The organism is Paraburkholderia sp. J11-2, from assembly GCF_905220185.1.
In the GTDB taxonomy this organism is placed as follows: domain Bacteria; phylum Pseudomonadota; class Gammaproteobacteria; order Burkholderiales; family Burkholderiaceae; genus Paraburkholderia.
In genome coordinates, this window is sequence record NZ_CAJMYY010000018.1 from 160,687 (window position 1) to 179,053 (window position 18,367).

Annotated in this window: 19 protein-coding genes; 12 read left to right on the top strand and 7 right to left on the bottom strand. The window is 64.6% G+C overall.

Annotation, left to right across the window (positions count from 1 at the left end; genetic code table 11):
• Window positions 1-53: 53 nt before the first annotated feature.
• Window positions 54-968 carry a nodulation factor ABC transporter ATP-binding protein NodI gene (gene nodI, locus U5A57_RS24915; protein ID WP_321914290.1) on the bottom strand — a complete coding sequence of 305 codons (915 nt, stop codon included), beginning with the start codon at window positions 966-968 and terminating at the stop codon, window positions 54-56.
• Window positions 969-1,301: 333 nt separating this feature from the next.
• On the opposite strand from nodI, the gene U5A57_RS24920 reads away from it, so the two are divergent.
• Window positions 1,302-1,772, top strand: coding sequence for a universal stress protein (locus U5A57_RS24920; protein WP_069267551.1), 471 nt, complete (start codon window positions 1,302-1,304; stop codon window positions 1,770-1,772).
• Between the two features lie 81 nt (window positions 1,773-1,853).
• Here the strand turns inward: U5A57_RS24920 and U5A57_RS24925 are convergent, their stop codons facing one another.
• The 3 genes from U5A57_RS24925 to lexA form a co-directional block, all read right to left on the bottom strand.
• A complete protein-coding gene (locus tag U5A57_RS24925) occupies window positions 1,854-2,513 on the bottom strand; it encodes a DUF2939 domain-containing protein (RefSeq protein WP_321914291.1) in 660 nt (219 codons plus the stop codon).
• A gap of 111 nt (window positions 2,514-2,624) precedes the next feature.
• The gene (locus tag U5A57_RS24930; protein WP_321914292.1) at window positions 2,625-3,002 is read right to left on the bottom strand and encodes a hypothetical protein; all 378 of its coding nucleotides are present in this window, start codon (window positions 3,000-3,002) and stop codon (window positions 2,625-2,627) included.
• A 54-nt stretch (window positions 3,003-3,056) separates the two neighbouring features.
• Complete coding sequence (gene lexA, locus U5A57_RS24935) at window positions 3,057-3,707, bottom strand: transcriptional repressor LexA (protein ID WP_158757930.1); 651 nt, start codon at window positions 3,705-3,707, stop codon at window positions 3,057-3,059.
• Between the two features lie 302 nt (window positions 3,708-4,009).
• Here lexA and U5A57_RS24940 point away from each other — a divergent pair, with 302 nt between their 5' ends.
• The 7 genes from U5A57_RS24940 to U5A57_RS24970 all read left to right on the top strand — a co-directional run bounded on the left by U5A57_RS24940 (window position 4,010) and on the right by U5A57_RS24970 (window position 10,916).
• Window positions 4,010-5,059, top strand: a complete 1,050-nt coding sequence (locus U5A57_RS24940) for a sulfate ABC transporter substrate-binding protein (protein ID WP_321914293.1) — start codon at window positions 4,010-4,012, stop codon at window positions 5,057-5,059.
• 142 nt (window positions 5,060-5,201) lie between these two features.
• On the top strand, window positions 5,202-6,101 hold the full coding sequence (cysT, locus tag U5A57_RS24945) for a sulfate ABC transporter permease subunit CysT (RefSeq protein WP_321914294.1): 900 nt from the start codon (window positions 5,202-5,204) through the stop codon (window positions 6,099-6,101).
• Complete coding sequence (gene cysW / locus U5A57_RS24950; RefSeq protein ID WP_321914295.1) at window positions 6,098-7,078, top strand: sulfate ABC transporter permease subunit CysW; 981 nt, start codon at window positions 6,098-6,100, stop codon at window positions 7,076-7,078. Before cysT ends, cysW begins: the two co-directional genes overlap by 4 nt.
• 2 nt (window positions 7,079-7,080) lie before the next feature.
• Entirely contained in the window at window positions 7,081-8,136 is a 1,056-nt protein-coding gene (locus U5A57_RS24955) for a sulfate ABC transporter ATP-binding protein (protein ID WP_321914296.1), read from the top strand.
• Between the two features lie 102 nt (window positions 8,137-8,238).
• Window positions 8,239-9,165 carry a CysB family HTH-type transcriptional regulator gene (locus tag U5A57_RS24960; protein WP_321914297.1) on the top strand — a complete coding sequence of 309 codons (927 nt, stop codon included), beginning with the start codon at window positions 8,239-8,241 and terminating at the stop codon, window positions 9,163-9,165.
• A gap of 50 nt (window positions 9,166-9,215) precedes the next feature.
• Complete coding sequence (locus tag U5A57_RS24965; RefSeq protein ID WP_321914298.1) at window positions 9,216-10,244, top strand: asparaginase; 1,029 nt, start codon at window positions 9,216-9,218, stop codon at window positions 10,242-10,244.
• 183 nt (window positions 10,245-10,427) lie between these two features.
• Window positions 10,428-10,916 carry a RidA family protein gene (locus U5A57_RS24970; RefSeq protein ID WP_321914299.1) on the top strand — a complete coding sequence of 163 codons (489 nt, stop codon included), beginning with the start codon at window positions 10,428-10,430 and terminating at the stop codon, window positions 10,914-10,916.
• A gap of 299 nt (window positions 10,917-11,215) precedes the next feature.
• Here the strand turns inward: U5A57_RS24970 and U5A57_RS24975 are convergent, their stop codons facing one another.
• The 3 genes from U5A57_RS24975 to gcl form a co-directional block, all read right to left on the bottom strand.
• Window positions 11,216-12,121, bottom strand: a complete 906-nt coding sequence (locus tag U5A57_RS24975; RefSeq protein ID WP_321914300.1) for a 2-hydroxy-3-oxopropionate reductase — start codon at window positions 12,119-12,121, stop codon at window positions 11,216-11,218.
• Window positions 12,122-12,178: 57 nt separating this feature from the next.
• The gene (hyi, locus tag U5A57_RS24980) at window positions 12,179-12,976 is read right to left on the bottom strand and encodes a hydroxypyruvate isomerase (RefSeq protein WP_321914301.1); all 798 of its coding nucleotides are present in this window, start codon (window positions 12,974-12,976) and stop codon (window positions 12,179-12,181) included.
• Window positions 12,977-13,088: 112 nt separating this feature from the next.
• Window positions 13,089-14,873, bottom strand: a complete 1,785-nt coding sequence (gene gcl / locus U5A57_RS24985) for a glyoxylate carboligase (RefSeq protein ID WP_321914302.1) — start codon at window positions 14,871-14,873, stop codon at window positions 13,089-13,091.
• Window positions 14,874-15,034: 161 nt separating this feature from the next.
• On the opposite strand from gcl, the gene U5A57_RS24990 reads away from it, so the two are divergent.
• The 4 genes from U5A57_RS24990 (at window position 15,035) to rpsF (ending at window position 18,351) form a co-directional block, all read left to right on the top strand.
• Complete coding sequence (locus tag U5A57_RS24990; RefSeq protein WP_321914303.1) at window positions 15,035-15,943, top strand: substrate binding domain-containing protein; 909 nt, start codon at window positions 15,035-15,037, stop codon at window positions 15,941-15,943.
• A gap of 125 nt (window positions 15,944-16,068) precedes the next feature.
• Window positions 16,069-16,863 (top strand): RNA polymerase sigma factor, encoded by a 795-nt coding sequence (locus U5A57_RS24995; RefSeq protein WP_321914304.1) that lies wholly within the window; start codon window positions 16,069-16,071, stop codon window positions 16,861-16,863.
• Window positions 16,853-17,773, top strand: a complete 921-nt coding sequence (locus U5A57_RS25000; protein WP_321914305.1) for an anti-sigma factor family protein — start codon at window positions 16,853-16,855, stop codon at window positions 17,771-17,773. The genes U5A57_RS24995 and U5A57_RS25000 overlap by 11 nt, the downstream gene beginning before the upstream one ends.
• A 206-nt stretch (window positions 17,774-17,979) precedes the next feature.
• Window positions 17,980-18,351 (top strand): 30S ribosomal protein S6, encoded by a 372-nt coding sequence (rpsF, locus tag U5A57_RS25005; protein ID WP_027818337.1) that lies wholly within the window; start codon window positions 17,980-17,982, stop codon window positions 18,349-18,351.
• The last annotated feature ends 16 nt before the right edge of the window (window positions 18,352-18,367 follow it).

An 18,367-nucleotide genomic window follows, 5' to 3' on the forward strand; every position in this document is an offset into this window, starting at 1 on the left:
GTCCTTGGCGATTCGTATGCCGCCGTCAATCCTGCCGCATTAATCCTGGCGCATTAATCCTGCATCTCGCGGCCTGTGAGCCGCAGGAACACGTCTTCGAGATTCGCGGGCCGGTGCAGGTAGCGTAGATCCGAGCGGTGGCGCAGCTTCGCATGCACGGGCGCGGGGTCGTCGACATAGCAGAATAGCGTCTCGCCGCTGATCTCCGTACGCTTCGCATCGGCTGCAAGCTCGTCGCGCAGCGAGACCGGGTCCGGGCCGTACACCTCGATCACATCGCAGCCGATCTCCGATTCGATCAGCGCCTTGGGCGCACCCTCGGCGATCTTGCGGCCCTCCTCGATCACGCAGACGCGATTGCAAAGTCGTTCGGCCTCCTCCATGAAATGCGTGGTGAGGAGAATCGTCTTGCCGCGCGCGAGCAGCGAGCGCAGCCGCTCCCAGATCAGATGCCGCGCCTGCGGGTCGAGGCCTGTCGTGGGCTCGTCCATCACGAGCACGTCGGGGTCGTTCACGAGCGCGCGCGCCAGTGTGAGACGGCGGCGCATGCCGCCCGAGAGCTCACCTACGCGCGCATCGGCTTTGCTTTCGAGGCGCGCGAATTCGAGCAGCGGCGCGACGAGGTCACGCGTTTCACGCGCGGACAAGCCGAAGTAACGGCCGAACACGAGCAAGTTCTCGCGCACGGTGAAGTCGGGGTCGAGATTGTCGAACTGCGGCACGACACCCACGCGCTGGCGGGCGTAACGCGCGCGAGCGGGCACCGGCTCGCCACACAGGCTGATGCGGCCCGCATCGGGCGAAACGATGCCGAGCAGCATGCGCAGCGTCGTGGTTTTCCCAGCGCCATTGGGGCCGAGCAGCCCGAAGCATTCACCGGGGAGGACGTTGAACGACAGGCCGTTGACGACCGTCCTGTCTCCGTAATGTTTGATGACCTGCTCGAATTCGATGGCGGGTGCGGACATGGACCAGTTGAACGTGAGTCGAACGGGTGTCGCGCGAGGCGCACGCAAGAGCGAACGCAAAAGCAAACGAACAATCGCGCGAAACAAGGCGGCCCATTTTAGTGCATTGCTGCGTGGCGGGTTGGGCGGCGCTTCCAGGCCGTTCGACGTGGCACGAGGCGAATGCATGTCGCGGCAAGCATCAGGCCATGCACAAGAGGTGTGCGTTGCCTAAGACGCATCTGGCGGTTTTCGATGCCCACCTGGCGTTTTCCAGCCCTTGCGTGTGGAATTGCGGCGCACCATCATGAGAATCGCACAGCCTGCAAATCACGCGGGCGGGGAGAAGCGATCATGGCGAGCTACAAAAAAATTCTGCTCTGTTACGACGGCTCGCGCGAAGGCCGCAAGGCACTGCGTTGCGGCGCCGACCTTGCGCTCGATCTGCAGGCGGAAACGCATCTGCTCTCGGTTGTCGACATGCGCTCGACGATCGCGCAGAGCGCGGGCCTGCTGACCGATGTGGCCTGCGGCCGCTTCGAGGAAACGGCGCGCGAAATCCTTCAGGAAGGCGTGGACTGGCTAACCGAGCGTGGCGTGCGCGCCCAGGGGCACTTCGCGTTCGGGCATCCGATCGACGAAATCGCAAATCTGGCCAACGAACTGAATGCCGACCTCGTGGTGGTGGGTCACCGCTGCCGCACGGGGCTTTCGCGCTGGTGGATGGGCGCGGGCAATACGCCGCTGCTCGACCGCGTGTCGTGCAGCATTCTCGTGGCGTGTTCGTCGGCGGCTGAGGAAAAACAGCAGCAAGCCGCCGCTTAGTTGATCGAGCGGGATCAAGCAGGACCAAGCGGGCCGGTTCGCACGGAACCGGCCTGTTTCCGCGTTCGCTCCCAATCTGCCTCAGTTCGAGACGTTTCCTTCGTCTAGCTCGACCGCTGCGAGCTTCCACGAGAAGAGCCCGTGACGCTGCAGGATGGCGGCATAGTGCTCGCCCGTATTGCCGCGCTCCCACGTGAGCGCGAATTCATTGAGGCCGCGATAGCCGGCCGTGGTGACCGGCCGAGCCTCGGGCGTGGGATTGCCCGACGCCGCTGGGGCCGGTGACGGCGCCGATTGCGCCGATTGCTCGCTGGACTCCGTCGGCGGCGGCGCGTGCGGCCGGTCGCCAGGCTTGCCTGTCGGCGGCATGCCGCTCAGCAGGGCGGCCACGCCTTCTGGCGTTGCGTAGGCATCCACGAGCGGACTGATCAGTGCCGCACCAATTACGGCGCCGAGGATCAGCAGCGGATTGCTGCTGTGTTGCCCTTCGATGCGCCGATGCAGCATCTCGCCAACCTGCTGTTTGAGGCTCAGGCGCAGCGCAGGGTAATCGACGTACTCGTTGAGCGTGGCGGCGTCGCGAGCGTCGGCGGCGGCTTTCATGTGTTTCACCGCGATATAGGGCGACGCATACGCGTAGCCAAGCGCGCCAACAATCATGGCGAGCGCAACGGTGATCGCTACGGGCTTCTTCCAGCCTTGGGTTTTACGAGGGGTTGAGGGAGATTCCGTCATCGGCATAGGACAAATCGTTCAAACAGGGTGTTGACCGCAAACTTGATTAAACGATCCCGACCGTAACCTCTTCTCACATTTGAGCCGCGTATTGGCGAATTCGCGCTCGATTCGACCTTACTTCGCCAGCGCTGCAGGCAGGTCGCTGTGCTGCTCCGCGATGCAGCGGTCGATCGCACGGCAGACCGCGTCAACCGTGCCGACGAGAATGAGCCGCGACTGACCTTGATAGACCCGCACCGGCGCGCGGCGCATGGGCTGCTCGGTGTTGAGCGTGCTGTTGAGCGACACGCGCGCAAACGCCGGCTGGGCCGAGGGCAGCGCCGGCAGGTCGGCCGTGCTGGCGGCCACCATCTCTGGCGAGTCTTCGAAGAGCGAGCCGCTCAGTGCGGCGGCCGAGTCGCGCACCTCGCGCACCGCGCAAGAGGCGATTCCACGGAGGTGGCGAAGACGGCCGAATTGACGGAAGGGCAGCAAGCGGGCAAGGCGTTCCATGACTCTCTCCAGGTAGTGCGTAAACTCAGCGCACAACGCGCGCAGACGGATTGCTTAGAATTCGGTGGGGCGGATCAGGCCAACCGCGATGCCTTCCAGCGCGAATTCCGCGCTGCCAGCCTCGACAAAAATATTGTCGTAATCGGGGTTCTCGGCGATCAGTTCGAGCCCGTTCGAACGGCGCTTCAGCCGCTTCACGGTGACGTCGTCGCCAAGGCGCGCCACGATGATTTGCCCGTCTTTCGCTTCGGCCTTCTTCTGCACGGCGAGCAGGTCGCCGTCGAGAATGCCGGCGTCGCGCATGGAAAGGCCGCGCACTTTCAGCAGATAGTCAGGGCGGCTCGAGAACAGTGCCGGGTCGCACATGTAGTTCTGCGAGATGTGCTCCTGCGCGAGGATCGGGCTACCCGCTGCGACGCGGCCAACGAGCGGCAGTGAGAGCTGCATGATGCTCGGGTGCGGGAGCGTGAACTGGTGCGGCAGGTCGTCGGGCCCCGGCATGAGGCGGATGCCGCGCGAGGCGCCCGCAGCCAGTTCGATCACGCCCTTGCGCGCCAGCGCGCGCAGATGCTCCTCCGCGGAGTTGGCCGAGCTGAAGCCGAGTTCCGCCGCGATCTCGGCGCGCGTGGGCGGGAAGCCCGTGCGTTCGATCGCCCGGCGAACCAGATCGAAAACCTGCTGCTGTCGTGCGGTGAGTTTGGTCATGGCGCCACTGTATGTTTGAACAGGTAACTGTATTTTTATACAGTACTCGCCACTTTTCAAGTGTTACTTGAAGTTCGTCAACTGAGCATTGCTATCAGGCCGTTTTCCCGCGTTTGTGCGGACGAAATCGCGCTCTAGCAGCGACTTCCTCTGTCCTTACCACTTTTGCGTATTAAAAAATGAGAAAACATCATTTTTAATAATGTAAGCGGATCGCTAGACTGGCCTCCATCGTTAGCTGCAATTCGCAGATGCGCACGGATGAGCGCGAACGAGCACACACGAAAACGGAGAACAGATAGATGGGCACGACACATACGGGGCGCGCAGGCTGGCTGAAATCACTGGCGGCAAAACTGGTTATCGGCGTTGCGCCGCTCGTCGCAGTTACGGCGATGGCGCCCGTGGCCGCTCACGCGGACACGTCGCTGCTCAACGTCTCCTACGATCCGACGCGCGAGCTGTATCAGGACATTAACGAGGCCTTCATCAAGCAGTGGAAGGCGAAGACGGGCGAAACGCTCACCATCAAGCAGTCGCACGGCGGCTCGGGTGCGCAGGCGCGCTCGGTGCTCGACGGCCTGCAGGCCGACGTTGTGACGCTGGCGCTCGCATGGGACATCGACGCGCTCGCCAACAAGGGCATCGTTGCGAAGGACTGGCAAAAGCGCTTGCCCGACAACGCCTCGCCGTACACGTCGACGATCGTGTTTCTCGTGCGCAAGGGCAACCCCAAGCACATCAAGGACTGGGACGATCTGACGAAGCCGGGCGTGTCGATCGTCACGCCGAATCCGAAGACCTCGGGCGGCGCGCGCTGGAACTATCTCGCGGCGTGGGCCTATGCGCTGCACCAGCCGGGCGGCAACGAGCAGAAGGCCAAGGACTTCGTCTCGAAGCTCTACAAGAATGCAGGCGTGCTCGACTCGGGCGCGCGAGGTGCGACGACGAGCTTCGTGCAGCGCGGTATCGGCGATGTGCTGATCGCATGGGAGAACGAAGCATTCCTTTCGCTCAAGGAATTCGGCCCGGACAAGTTCGAGATCGTGGTCCCTTCGGTGAGCATTCTGGCTGAGCCGCCGGTTGCGGTGGTGGACAAGGTCGTCGAAAAGAAGGGCACGCGCAAGGAGGCCGAGGCCTACCTGCAGTTCCTCTATAGCGAAGAGGGCCAGGAGATCGCCGCGAAGAACTTCTACCGTCCGCGTTCGGACAAGGTCCCGGCGGCGCTCACGGCGAAGTTTCCGAAGCTGAAGCTTTACACGGTCGACGACACGTTCGGCGGCTGGACCAACGCGCAGAAGACGCATTTCGCAGATGGCGGCGTGTTCGATTCGATCTACCAGCCGCAGTAAGTCACGCAACACCGCTGTACCGCAGTACCGGTTGGCAGTCGATCGCGACGCGACCGCATAACAAAGAAGCGCGCCCACGGGCGCGCTTTTCGGCGCCGCCGGCGAACCCGGCAAGCGCGCAACCCATGTCTGGACGATGAGCATGACAACGTTTCGATTGCGCAAGCCCAGTGCGCTGCCGGGCTTCGGCGTGACGCTCGGCATCACGGTGGCTTACCTGAGCCTCGTGGTGCTCATTCCGCTTGCCGCCACCTTCCTCAAGACGGCGACGCTCGACTGGAGCCAGTTCGTGCGCGCCGTGTGGTCGCCGCGCGTGATCGCGTCGTACCGGCTCACGTTCACGGCTGCGCTCGGCGGGGCGCTCATCAACGCGGTGTTCGGGTTCCTGCTCGCGTGGGTGCTCGTGCGCTATCCGTTCCCGTTCAAACGCGTGATCGATGCGCTCGTCGATCTGCCGTTCGCGCTGCCGACGTCCGTCGCGGGCATCTCGCTCGCCGCCGTGTACGCTGGCAATGGCTGGATCGGCCAGTTCCTGGAACCGCTCGGTCTGAAGATCGCGTTCACGCCGCTTGGCGTGCTCGTCGCGCTGACCTTCATCGGCTTGCCGTTCGTCGTGCGCACGGTGCAGCCGGTGCTCGAGGACTTCGAGCGCGAGCAGGAGGAGGCCGCAGCGTGCCTTGGCGCCTCGCGCTGGCTCACGTTCCGCCGCGTCGTGCTGCCCGCGGTGCTGCCGGCGCTGCTCACCGGCTTCGCGCTCGCGTTCGCGCGCGCGCTGGGCGAGTATGGCTCGGTCATCTTCATCGCCGGCAACGTGCCGATGAAGTCGGAGATCACGTCGCTTCTCATCATCACGAAGCTCGAACAATACGACTACGCCGGCGCGACCGCGCTTGCCGTGATGATGCTCTGCGTTTCGTTCGTCATGCTGCTTCTCATCAACTCGCTGCAGTGGTATTTGCAACGCCGTACGAGCCGGGGCGTTTCGGCCGGCAGCGCGCCGAATGCCGTGGTGGGCGCAACCGTCGCGGGAGGTGCGCAATGAGCACGCTGCCGCAACAACGCAGCACGCGCCGGCCGGATCCGGTCACCGAAGCGCCGTGGGTGCGCTGGCTCCTGACCGGCATCGCGCTCGCGTTTCTCGCGCTGTTTCTCGTGGTGCCGCTCGTTGCCGTGTTCTGGCAGGCGCTTTCGAAGGGCATTGGCTTCTACTTCACGTCGCTCGTCGACCCCGACGCACTCTCCGCGATCAAGCTCACGCTGATCACCGCGGCGATCGCGGTGCCGCTGAATCTGGCCTTCGGTCTCGCGGCTTCGTGGGCGATCGCGAAGTTCGAGTTTCGCGGCAAGGCGCTGCTCACCACGCTGATCGACCTGCCGTTTTCGGTCTCGCCCGTGATCTCGGGTCTCATCTATGTGCTGCTGTTCGGCGCGCAGGGGTGGCTTGGGCCGTGGCTCGAAGACCATAACGTGCAGATCATCTTCGCGGTGCCGGGCATCGTGCTGGCCACGATCTTCGTGACATTCCCGTTCGTTGCGCGCGAGCTGATTCCGCTGATGCAGGCGCAAGGCAACGATGAAGAAGAGGCCGCGCACGTGCTGGGCGCCTCGGGCTGGCAGATGTTTCGCCGCGTGACGCTGCCCAATATCCGCTGGGGCTTGCTGTACGGCGTGATTCTTTGCAATGCGCGCGCGATGGGCGAGTTCGGTGCGGTTTCGGTGGTGTCGGGCCATATTCGCGGCCAGACCGATACGATGCCGCTGCACGTCGAGATCCTTTACAACGAGTACAACTTCGCGGCGGCGTTTGCCGTGGCATCGCTGCTCGCGTTGCTCGCACTCGTCACGCTGGGCCTGAAGCTGCTCGCGGAGCGCCGTCTTTCGGCGCAACTGCGCAGCGCCGATGACATTCCCGCCTACGCAGGCCCGCAGCCGGTGGCCGCACAACCCGTTTCACAACACGCGACAGATCACGCAACGGCGCGCGCCGTGCGCCAACCGATTCAAGTAGGGGAGCAGTAACCATGGGCATCACCGTCAGCAATCTGCACAAGCGCTTCGGCGACTTCACCGCCCTCGACAACGTCTCGCTCGACTTTCCGCCGGGCGAACTGGTTGCGCTGCTCGGACCTTCCGGTTGTGGCAAGACCACGCTGCTGCGCGTGATCGCGGGCCTTGAATACGCCGACGCGGGCCAGGTCGTGCTGCAAGGCCAGGACGTGGGCGAGGTGGGCGCGCGCGAGCGCCAGGTGGGCTTCGTGTTCCAGCATTACGCGCTGTTCCGCCATATGACGGTGTTCGAGAACGTGGCGTTCGGCCTGCGCGTGAAGCCGCGCGGCGAGCGGCCCTCGGAGGCTGTGATCCGCGAAAAGGTGCATGAGCTGCTCAAGCTCGTACAGCTCGACTGGCTTGCTCAGCGTTACCCGTCCGAACTGTCGGGCGGCCAGCGTCAGCGCATCGCGCTCGCGCGCGCGCTCGCCGTGGAGCCGAAGGTGCTGCTGCTCGACGAGCCGTTCGGCGCGCTCGACGCCAAGGTGCGCAAGGAATTGCGCTCATGGCTGCGCCGCCTGCACGACGACCTGCACATCTCTACGATCTTCGTCACGCACGACCAGGAAGAGGCGCTCGAAGTGGCCGATCGCATCGTGGTGATGAATCATGGGCATGTGGAGCAGGTGGGCAGCCCGCAGGACGTCTATGATCATCCACAGACGGCTTTCGTCTACGAGTTTCTCGGCGCCGCGAACCGGCTGCGCGGCAGTGTGGATGCACGCGGCTTCGTGGCCGAAGGCGCGGCGCAGCCGATCTCGGTGCACGCGAGCTTCGAAGGCCCGGCGCTCGCCTACGTGCGTCCGCACGACCTCGTGCTGCACCGCGAAGCGAGCGAGCATCGCGACGGCATTGTCGTCGACGTGCGCCGCGTGGTGACGCTGGGCGGCTCGGTGCGCGTGGAGCTGGAAAGCCGCACCGGCGGCGCGCTCGAAGCCGAGCTCGACCGCGAGTCGTGGCGCGCGCTCGGGCTGACGGTGGGTCAGGGCGTGACGGCGGTGCCGCGCGGGCTGCGCGTTTTCCCGGCTTAGATTCCCGGCTTAGACTCGCGGCTTAAATCGCGGCGCAATGCGCGTTACAGTGCTCACATCGACAAAAACGAACAATCGGTCAGCAGTCCCGGAGAGAAGACCATGAATTTTCAGCAGTTGCGTTTCGTGCGCGAAGCCGTGCGGCAGAACATGAACCTGACCGAAGTGGCGAACGTGCTGTACACGTCGCAGTCGGGCGTCTCCAAGCAGATCAAGGATCTCGAAGACGAGCTCGGCGTGGACATCTTCATTCGTCGCGGCAAGCGCTTGACGGGCCTCACGGAGCCGGGCAAGGCGGTGCATCAACTGATCGAGCGCATGCTGCTCGACGCCGAGAACCTGCGCCGCGTGGCGCGCCAGTTCGCCGACCAGGACAGCGGTCACCTCGTGGTCGCGACGACGCACACGCAGGCGCGTTACGCGCTGCCGAAGGTCGTGCACCAGTTCCGCGAAGTGTTTCCGAAAGTCCACCTCGCGCTGCGCCAGGGCAATCCGCAGCAGATCGCGCAGATGATCATCAACGGCGAGGCCGACATCGGCATCTCGACCGAAGCGCTCGACCGCTTCCCCGATATCGTCACGTTCCCGTGCTACTCGTGGCATCACGTGGTGGTCGTGCCGAAGACGCATCCGCTCGTGGGCCGCGAAAACCTCACGCTCGAAGACGTGGCCGAATATCCGATCATCACCTACGACCAGGACTTCACGGGCCGCTCGCATATCGACCAGGCGTTCGCGAAGGCGGGCGTGGTGCCCGACGTGGTGCTGACCGCCATCGACGCGGACGTGATCAAGACCTATGTCGAGCTCGGCATGGGTGTGGGCATCGTCGCGGCAATGGCCTACGACCCGAAGCGCGACAGCGAACTCGTCGCGCTCGACACGGAGCATCTGTTCGAAGCGAGCACGACGCGAGTGGGCCTGCGCAAGGGCGCGTTCCTGCGCCAGTATGCGTACCGGCTCATCGAAATGTTCGCGCCGCAACTCACAGAACAGCAGATCGCGAGCCAGTTGCGTGAGGCAACCTGAAAAGCGGCCTGATTTTCTCGGCGGGCGGCGGATCGCTTAAAATCGCCGCCATGACTACATCCACTTCCTCTTCCGCGGCGGCGCCCAAGGCGCTGCCGCGTATCGCCGTGCTCGCCACGGGCGGCACGATCGCGGGCTCCGCTGCGGACGCAGCGAACACGGCGGGCTACCAGGCCGGCGTGATCGGTGTCGCGCAGCTTCTGGCGGCTGTGCCGGGCCTCGACGCCATCGCGCAGATCCACGCCGAGCAGATCGCGAGCATCGACAGCAAGGACATGTCGCTCGCGCTGTGGTCCACGCTCGCGCAGCGCGTGAACGAACTGCTGGCCAGCGACGAGATCGACGGCGTCGTGATCACGCACGGCACGGACACGCTCGAAGAAACCGCGTATCTGCTGCATCTCACGGTGAAGAGTGCGAAGCCGTGCATCTTGACGGCGGCCATGCGGCCCGCCACGGCGCTTTCCGCCGACGGTCCGCTCAATCTGCTCAACGCCGTCACGCTCGCGGCGAGCGAGGCGGCGGCGGGGCAGGGTGTGCTGGTGGCGTTCAACAACCGCATTCATTGCGCACGCGACGTCGCGAAGGTCAGCACCTACGCGGTCGATGCGTTCCAGTCGCCGGAAATCGGTGCGCTGGGCTGGGTGCAGGATGGGCGCGTGGAATTCCAGCGCCGCGCGCTGCGCCCGCATACGGTCGATGCGCCGTTCACGGCGTCGGCGCCATGGCCGATGGTCGAGATCGTGACGAGCTACGCGGGTGTGTCGCGTGCAGCGGTCGAAGCGCTCGTGGCCGCCGGTGTGGATGGGCTCGTCGTGGCCGGCACCGGCAATGGCTCGATTCACGGCGGGTTGCAGCAGTCGCTGGCCGAAGCGGCCGCGAAGGGTGTGGCCGTCGTGCGCGCCTCGCGCGTCGGCTCGGGCCACGTGATGCACAACGGCGCGGCGAAGGACGACGCGCTCGGCTTCGTTTCTTCGGGCACGCTTAGCCCGTACAAGGCGCGTGTACTGTTGCTGCTCGCACTCGCTGCTGGCATGACCGACACGGCGGGGCTGCAGGACGCGTTCGACACGTACTGAGCCAGACAGTGCAAAACGAAAAACAGGCCTTGCGGATTCGTCCGCAAGGCCTGTTGCGTTTCTGGCCGTGCTTGCGTGTGATCGCGCTTGCTGCAGCGCAGGCGGGCATGTGTCCCGAAGGCATCGCCTGAAGGAATACCCCTGCGCTGTATGATCGCAGTCTGAGACAAGGGGGAAAGCAACGTGACGACCAGAGACGAAAGGCTACAACAGTTAGCGATTGAGCTGGGTTTTGACCTGAACGAACCCATCAAGGCGGGAGGAAAGTACATCCCCGTGCTGGTTGACGAGAATGTCGCTTACATTGCAGGTCAACTTCCCCGGATTGGGGACGTGGTTCGCTTTGTTGGCATTGTTGGTGAATCAATCTCACTCGATGAAGCCCGCCAGGCAGCCGCGACGTCCACCGTTCGAGCGCTGGCTCTCGCCAGGGGCGCTTTGGGTTCGCTGGACGCGATATCGGCCGTTCCACGGATTACCGTATTCGTCCGCAGCGCTGCTGACTTCACGCTGCAAAGCGAAGTAGCCGACGGAGCATCCGATGCGTTGTATTCGGTCTTGGGAGAGGTGGGCGTGCACACGCGGACTTCGGTCGGTGTTTTGCAATTGCCGAAGGGTGCAGCGGTTGAAATCGATTTCGTTTTCAAGGTGAAATCGCTTACTCGCTCTTGAGAAAGAAAGGGCGAAGCGAAGTCAACGCAAAAACGGGCATCCGACACGCGGACACCCGATGACGACGTCTGACCGACCAAGGCTTCCCCGCCGTCACCGGGCGCCGCTTTCGGACCCCACTGGCCGCCCTCAGCCCAGAGCGGCACCGATTTGCCTCGCGTCGGTTGCCGCCGCCGCGAAGCGCCCCACGGGAGGCTCGTGCGCTGTAGTCATTGCGCGCGAGCCGATGTGCGTGATCCGGTTCTGCGGGCGGTTCGCGCATTACGTCGCGCGAACCGCCGTCCTGCAACCGCTGGAACTCAAGCCGCCTTCACTTGCACTTGCGGTTCGGCGATCTCGAAGTTCGCCATGATTTCGAGCGCGCGAATCATTGCCGAGTGATCCCACGCCTTGCCGCCGTTCGCGGCGCACACGCTGAAGAGTTGCTGTGCGCTCGCGGTGTGCGGCAGTGCGATACCCAGCTTGCGTGCGCCGTCGAGCGCGAGGTTCAGGTCCTTCTGGTGCAATTCGATACGGAAGCCCGGATTGAACGTGCGCTTGGTCATGCGTTCGCCGTGCACTTCGAGAATGCGCGACGAAGCGAAGCCGCCCATGAGGGCCTTGCGCACGCGCTCGGGGTCGGCGCCCGAACGTGCTGCGAACAGCAGGGCTTCGGCCACGGCCTCGATGTTCAGCGCGACGATGATCTGGTTCGCGACTTTCGTGGTCTGGCCCGCGCCGTTGTCGCCGACGAGCGAGATGTTCTTGCCCATCAGTTCGAACAGGGGCTTGGCGGAATCAAACGCCTTTTCCGGGCCGCCGACCATGATCGAGAGCGTGGCTTCGCGTGCGCCGACTTCGCCGCCCGAAACCGGTGCGTCGAGATAGTCGCAGCCGAGCGCGTTGATCTGCTTGGCGAACTGTTGCGTTTCGAGCGGCGAGATCGAGCTCATGTCGATCACGAGCTTGCCAGCCGAGAGACCCTTGGCGACGCCGTCGTCGGCGAACAGGACGTTGGCGACATCAGGCGTGTCCGGCACCATCACGATGACGATGTCCGACACCTTCGCGACAGCCGTCGAATCGGCGACGACTTCGGTTTGCGTGCGCAGGTCGTCGGGTACCGGGTACTTGCCGTTCACGGCGAGCGTGTGACCGCCCTTGATGAGGTTGCGCGCCATGTGCGCGCCCATGATCCCGAGTCCGATAAAGCCAATCTTTGCCATCTTGTGTGTCTCCGTTAAAGCGAATGCGTGAATGTGCGTCGTGGCGGGCGACCGCGCTCAGGCCAGTTCGGCGGTGCGCTGCTTTGCGCTGCGCAGCCAGCTGAGGCCTTCGACAGTCGTCGTGCGAGGCTTGTACTCGCAGCCGATGTGGCCTTCGTAGCCGAGCGAGTCGAGCAGATCGAACAGGAACGGGTAGTGGATTTCGCCCGTGCCGGGTTCGTTGCGGCCAGGATTGTCGGCGAGCTGAATGTGGGCGATCTTCGCGAAGTGCTTCTTGATCGTCGCGGCGAGTTCGCCTTCCATGCGCTGCATGTGATAGATGTCGTACTGCAGGAACAGGTTGTCCGAGCCGGTCTTTTCGATCACGTCGAGCGCTTCGGCGGAGCGGTTCAGCGCGAAGCCGGGAATGTCGTACGCGTTGCACGGCTCGACGAGCAGGCGGATGCCTTCGCGCTTCAGTTCGCCAGCGGCAAAGCGAAGGTTATCGACGATCGTGGCAAGCGCCGTCTCGCGATCGACGCCAGCCGTCGGAATGCCGACGAGGCAGTTGAGCTGCGGCACCTTCAGCGCCTTCGCGTACTCGATCGCGCGGCCGACACCTTCCTGGAACTCGCCACGGCGATCGGGCAGGCAGGCAATGCCGCGCTCGCCCGCTTCCCAGTTGCCGGCGGGCAGATTGTGAAGTACGAGCTTCAGCCCGTTGACTTCGAGACGCTCGGCCAGTTCGGTGGCCTTGTACGGATACGGGAACAGGAACTCCACGGCGTCGAAGCCCGCTTGTGCTGCCGCGGCAAAGCGGTCGAGGAAGGGCACTTCGTTGAACAGCATGGTGAGGTTCGCGGCGAATTTTGGCATGGTGCGGGGTCTCGCTGGTCGGTCAATAAAGGAAGTCACGCGGGAAGTCGCGCTGGCAGCGCGCCGATGCCGTGCGCGCTGCCGGTGCTGCAGTGATGCGTGGTCGATGCGCTCAGTCGAGGGCGCTCAGCGCGCTGATGGCAGTCGGCGCGTGCTCGGGCTTTTCGGCCAGTTCTTCGAACTCGTTGATCGCGTCGATTTCGGTGCCCATCGAGATGTTGGTCACACGCTCGAGAATCACTTCGACGACCACCGGCACGCTGTGTTCGGCGGCGAGCGCCTGAGCCTGCTTGAGCGCCGGTGCGATCTCTTCCGGCTTGAACACGCGCAGCGCCTTGCAGCCGAGGCCTTCGGCAACCGTGACGTGATCGACGCCGTAGCCGTTCACCTCAGGCGCGTTGATGTTCTCGAACGCGAGCTGCACGCAGAAGTCCATGTCGAACGCGCGCTGCGCCTGGCGGATCAGGCCGAGATACGAGTTGTTCACGACCACGTGCACGTACGGCAGCTTGAACTGTGCGCCCACGGCCAGCTCTTCGACCATGAACTGGAAGTCGTAGTCGCCCGAGAGCGCCACGATCGGACGCGTCGGATCGGCTGCGCGCACGCCGAGCGCCGCGGGAATCGTCCAGCCGAGCGGGCCCGCCTGGCCGCAGTTGATCCAGTTGCGCGCCTTGTACACGTGCAGGAACTGCGCGCCTGCGATCTGCGACAGGCCGATGGTGCTCACGTAGCAGGTGTCGCGGCCAAACGCCTTGTTCATCTCTTCGTACACGCGTTGCGGCTTGATCGGCGTGTTCTCGAAGTGCGTCTTGCGCAGCATCGTGCGCTTGCGCTGCTGGCAGTCGGCCACCCACGCGCTGCGGTCCTTCAACTTGCCCGCGGCCTTCCATTCCTGTGCGATCTCGACGAAGAGTTCGAGCGCGGCCTTCGCGTCCGACACGATGCCGAGATCCGGGCCGAACACGCGGCCGATCTGCGTCGGCTCGATATCGACGTGCACGAACTTGCGGCCCTTCGTGTAGACCTCGACGCTGCCCGTATGACGGTTCGCCCAGCGGTTGCCGATGCCGAGCACGAAGTCGGAGGCGAGCATCGTGGCATTGCCGTAGCGATGCGAAGTCTGCAGGCCGACCATGCCGGCCATGAGCGGATGGTCGTCGGCAATCGCGCCCCACGACATGAGCGTCGGGATGACGGGCACGCCCACGGTCTCGGCAAACTGAACGAGCAGGTCTTCGGCTGCTGCGTTGAGCACGCCGCCGCCGGAAACGATCAACGGCTTTTCGCTGGCGTTGAGCATTTCGAGTGCGGCTTCGATCTGCTTGCGCGTGGCTTTCGGCTTGTAGACCGGCAGCGGCTCGTAGGTGTCGATGTCGAATTCGATTTCGGCGAGTTGCACGTCGATGGGCAGATCGACCAGCACCGGACCCGGACGGCCCGAGCGCATCAGATGGAACGCCTGCTGGAACACGCGCGGCACGAGCGCCGGCTCGCGCACGGTAACGGCCCACTTGGTGACGGGCTTGGCGATCGACTCGATGTCGACAGCCTGGAAGTCTTCCTTGTAGAGGCGGGCGCGCGGCGCCTGGCCCGTGATCGCAAGGATCGGAATCGAATCGGCCTGGGCCGAGTAGAGGCCCGTGATCATGTCGGTGCCCGCGGGGCCCGAGGTGCCGATGCACACGCCGATGTTGCCGGGCGTGGCCCGCGTATAGCCTTCGGCCATGTGCGAAGCGCCCTCGACGTGGCGCGCCAGCACGTGCGTGATGCCGCCGGCCTTTTTCATCGCCGAATAGAACGGATTGATGGCTGCGCCCGGCACGCCGAAAGCGGTATCGATGCCTTCTTTTTCGAGCACCAGAACAGCGGCGTCGACGGCTCTCATTTTGGCCATGATTGTCTCCTGAATGTCTCGTATGCGAGGAATGGCTAAGCGTTGAGGCCCACTTTAGAGGCGCAGGAAAGGTTTGATAAGATCAGTCCAGGTCGTTTATTCCGAAACAAAAAGTATGGAATGCCGGTGGGGCGCGGCTTCCGCCCGGAAGGAGACACGCAATGGACCGTTTCAAACAGATCGAAACCTTTGTGCGCGTCGCGGACGCGGGCAGCCTCGCCGCCGCGGCGCTTGAGGAAGGCGTTTCGCCGGTGATCCTCGGGCGGCGGATCGACGCGCTGGAAAAGCGCCTGGGCGTGAAGCTCATCTACCGTTCGACGCGGCGGCTGGTGGTGAGCGAGGAGGGTGCGGCTTTTCTCGAGCGCTGTCGCGGCCTGCTCGCCGACTGGGATCAGGCCGAAAACGAGCTGTCCGTCGGGCGCCAGGTGGTGAGCGGCCATCTGATCGTCTCGGCGCCGGCCGCGTTCGGGCGCAAGCACGTTGCGCCGCTCGCGCCCGAGTTTCTCGCCGACAAGCCCGAACTCCAGGTTTCGTTCAATCTCACCGACCGCGTGGTCGATCTGGTACGCGAGGGCTATGACCTGTCGATCCGCATCGGCGGTGCGGTGGATCCGAATTTCGTTGCCGTGAAGCTCGCCTCGAACCGGCGCGTGGTGTGCGGCACGCCCGAATATTTCCGCAAGCACGGGCGCCCGCAAACGCTCGAAGACCTGCCGAACCACAATTGCCTCGCGTTCAACCTGCAGGGCGGTCAGAACCGCGGCTGGTACTTCAGCCGCGGCGGCAAGCTCGTGACCGTGCGCGTGGGCGGCACGCTCGACTGCAACGACGGCGAACTGCTGCACCGCTGGGTGACCGAGAGTCTCGGACTCGGCTGGCGCTCGACCTGGGAGATCGACGCCCAGCTCGCGCGCGGCGAACTCGAAACCGTGCTCGACGAGTACGCGCTGCCGGAGTACGACATCCTCGCGGTGTATCCGCAGCAGCGTTATGTGCCGGCGCGCGTGCGCTATTTCATCGACTACCTTAAGGAGGTCTACGCGCGGCCGGGCTATTGGACCGGCGCGTGACGCGTTTCAAATTTTTTTTCGTTTTCGTGCACAGCGCGCGGGAATAAACTGGCCCGAGCTTTGGTAATGCGTGTATAGCGGCCACGGTCGCGCATGCAAGCCAGACGAAGACGCGAGGGGACGACGTGGGCGAATCCGCGTACGAGCAGGATGAGGCCGGACGCAGCCGCCGCTTTCAGGCGCTGGCGCTGCCGCATCTCGATGCGGCCTACAACCTCGCGCGCTGGCTTTCGCGCAATCCGGGCGACGCGGAAGATATCGTCCAGGAGGCGTTCCTGCGGGCGTTTCGCTTCTTCGACACGTTTCGCGGCGACGAGGCCCGCCCGTGGCTCCTCGCGATCGTGCGGCGAGTCTGGTACGACGAATGGCGGCGGCGCGCGGGCGCGGAAGAGGTGGCGCCATTCGACGAGTTGCGCGACGACGCGCCGCTCGAAGGCTGGGAAACGGGCGGCGTCGATCCGGAGACGCTCGCGATCCGCGCCGAAGACGCCCGCCACGTGCAGGACGCGCTAAGGCGCCTGCCGGTGGAGTATCGGGAAGTGCTGGTGCTGCGCGAGCTGGAGGAGTTGGGCTACCGCGAAATCGCGGCAATTGCCGACTTGCCGGTTGGCACGGTGATGTCGCGGCTCGCACGCGGCCGAAGGCGTCTGGCGACGCTGCTGGCGGCGTACCACGGCGGCGAGAGCGGTAAAGCTTCGGCCAGCACGGCCGTCGATGAGTCTGCAAGTGATTCGGTCGTCCGCGCCCACGGCTGCGCGGACGACAGAGCAGGTGTCGGGGGAAGCAGTCAAGCCAGGAGACCATCCGGCCGGGGGAGCGGCGGTCGGTTCCGCGAGGAGCCGGCCGCCGACGGCGGAGCGTCGTTGCATTCTCGCTCCCGCACTGACGGCCGAACGACGGAGGCGCCAGATGAACTGTAACGAAGCGCGCCCGCTGGTCGACGCGAGCGTCGATCGCGAACTCTCCGCCGCCGACGAATGGCGTGTGCGCGAGCATCTCGCAGGTTGCGAGCAGTGCCGCCGCGTTGCCGACGATGCTCAGGCCATCTCTCAGATGATTCGCTCGGCGCCCTACCACCGTGCGCCGGCTGGACTGGCTGCGCGCATCGTCGCGGCATTGCCGGCAACCGAAGTGGCGTCTCCAAAGGCAACGCCATCGCCAGCTCCCGTGCGCGACTCAGGCGGCTGGCGCGCCTGGCTGCGCAACTGGTGGCCAGGCAGCGGCGCAGCAGCGCAGGGCGGAGGCGGTGGTTGGAGCGCTCCGGCCGCGGGCGCCGGTCCGCGCGCGGCCACGCTTGCGTGGTTCGGCTGCGCCGTGCTGATCCTGTGTGCGCTGGCGGTGATCGGCTCGTTGCATCTGCGCCGCCCGGCCGCGGAGACAGCTTTCATCGACGATCTCGTGTCGAGCCATGTGCGCGCCCAGATCTCGGGCCGCGATATCGACGTGATCTCGACCGACCGTCACACCGTGAAGCCATGGTTCAACGGCCGTATCGACTACGCGCCGCCCGTCTTCGATCTGGCGCAGCAGGGTTTTGCGCTGGCGGGCGGACGCCTCGATTATGTGGGGCGCGAACGTGTTGCCGTGCTCGTCTATCACTATCGCAAGCATGTGATCGACGTCTATGTGTTCCCGCCCGGCGCGAGCGGGCCAGCTGTCTCGGGCGCCGCGCCGAGCGGTTCGAGCGAAGGCTACGCGCTCCTGCGCTGGGAGGCGGCGGGCATGACCTGGTGGGCCGTGACGGACGCCGGCTCGGACGCGCTCGACGGCCTGCGCGCGGCGCTCGACGCCCGTCTCGCGGGCGGTGCGAGCGAGGCGGCCGGCAGCTAGGTTTTCTTCTCGCAAGAACGCGGTGGAGCCTCTTCAAGACGCGCCCCACCGCGCAAGTCATTGAAAACACGTCCGAATCATCGCTCCAGCCTACGATCTGCCTTGCGCGGCCAGCCCATCCGCGCTACAATCTTCGGCTTCTCACTTGCCGCACCGGTTCCGACGCCCGGGTGGCTTATATCCACAAGTCAGCACAAGGAGTGAACATGCGTCATTACGAAATCGTCTTCATCGTGCACCCCGATCAGAGCGAGCAAGTGCCCGCCATGATCGAGCGCTACAAGAGCACGATCACCTCGCACGGTGGCCAGATCCACCGCATCGAAGACTGGGGCCGTCGTCAACTGGCCTACATGATCGAGAAACTCGCGAAGGCTCACTACGTCTGCATGAACATCGAATGCGACCAGACCACGCTCGACGAACTGGAACACGCGTTCAAGTTCAACGACGCTGTTCTGCGTCACCTCATCGTCAAGATGAAGAAGGCCGAAACCGGCCCGTCGCCGATGATGAAGGAAGTGCAGCGCGAAGAAGCCAAGAAGGCGGCTGCCCAGCCGACCGAAGCGCAGGCTTAAGTACACAAGCCATCAG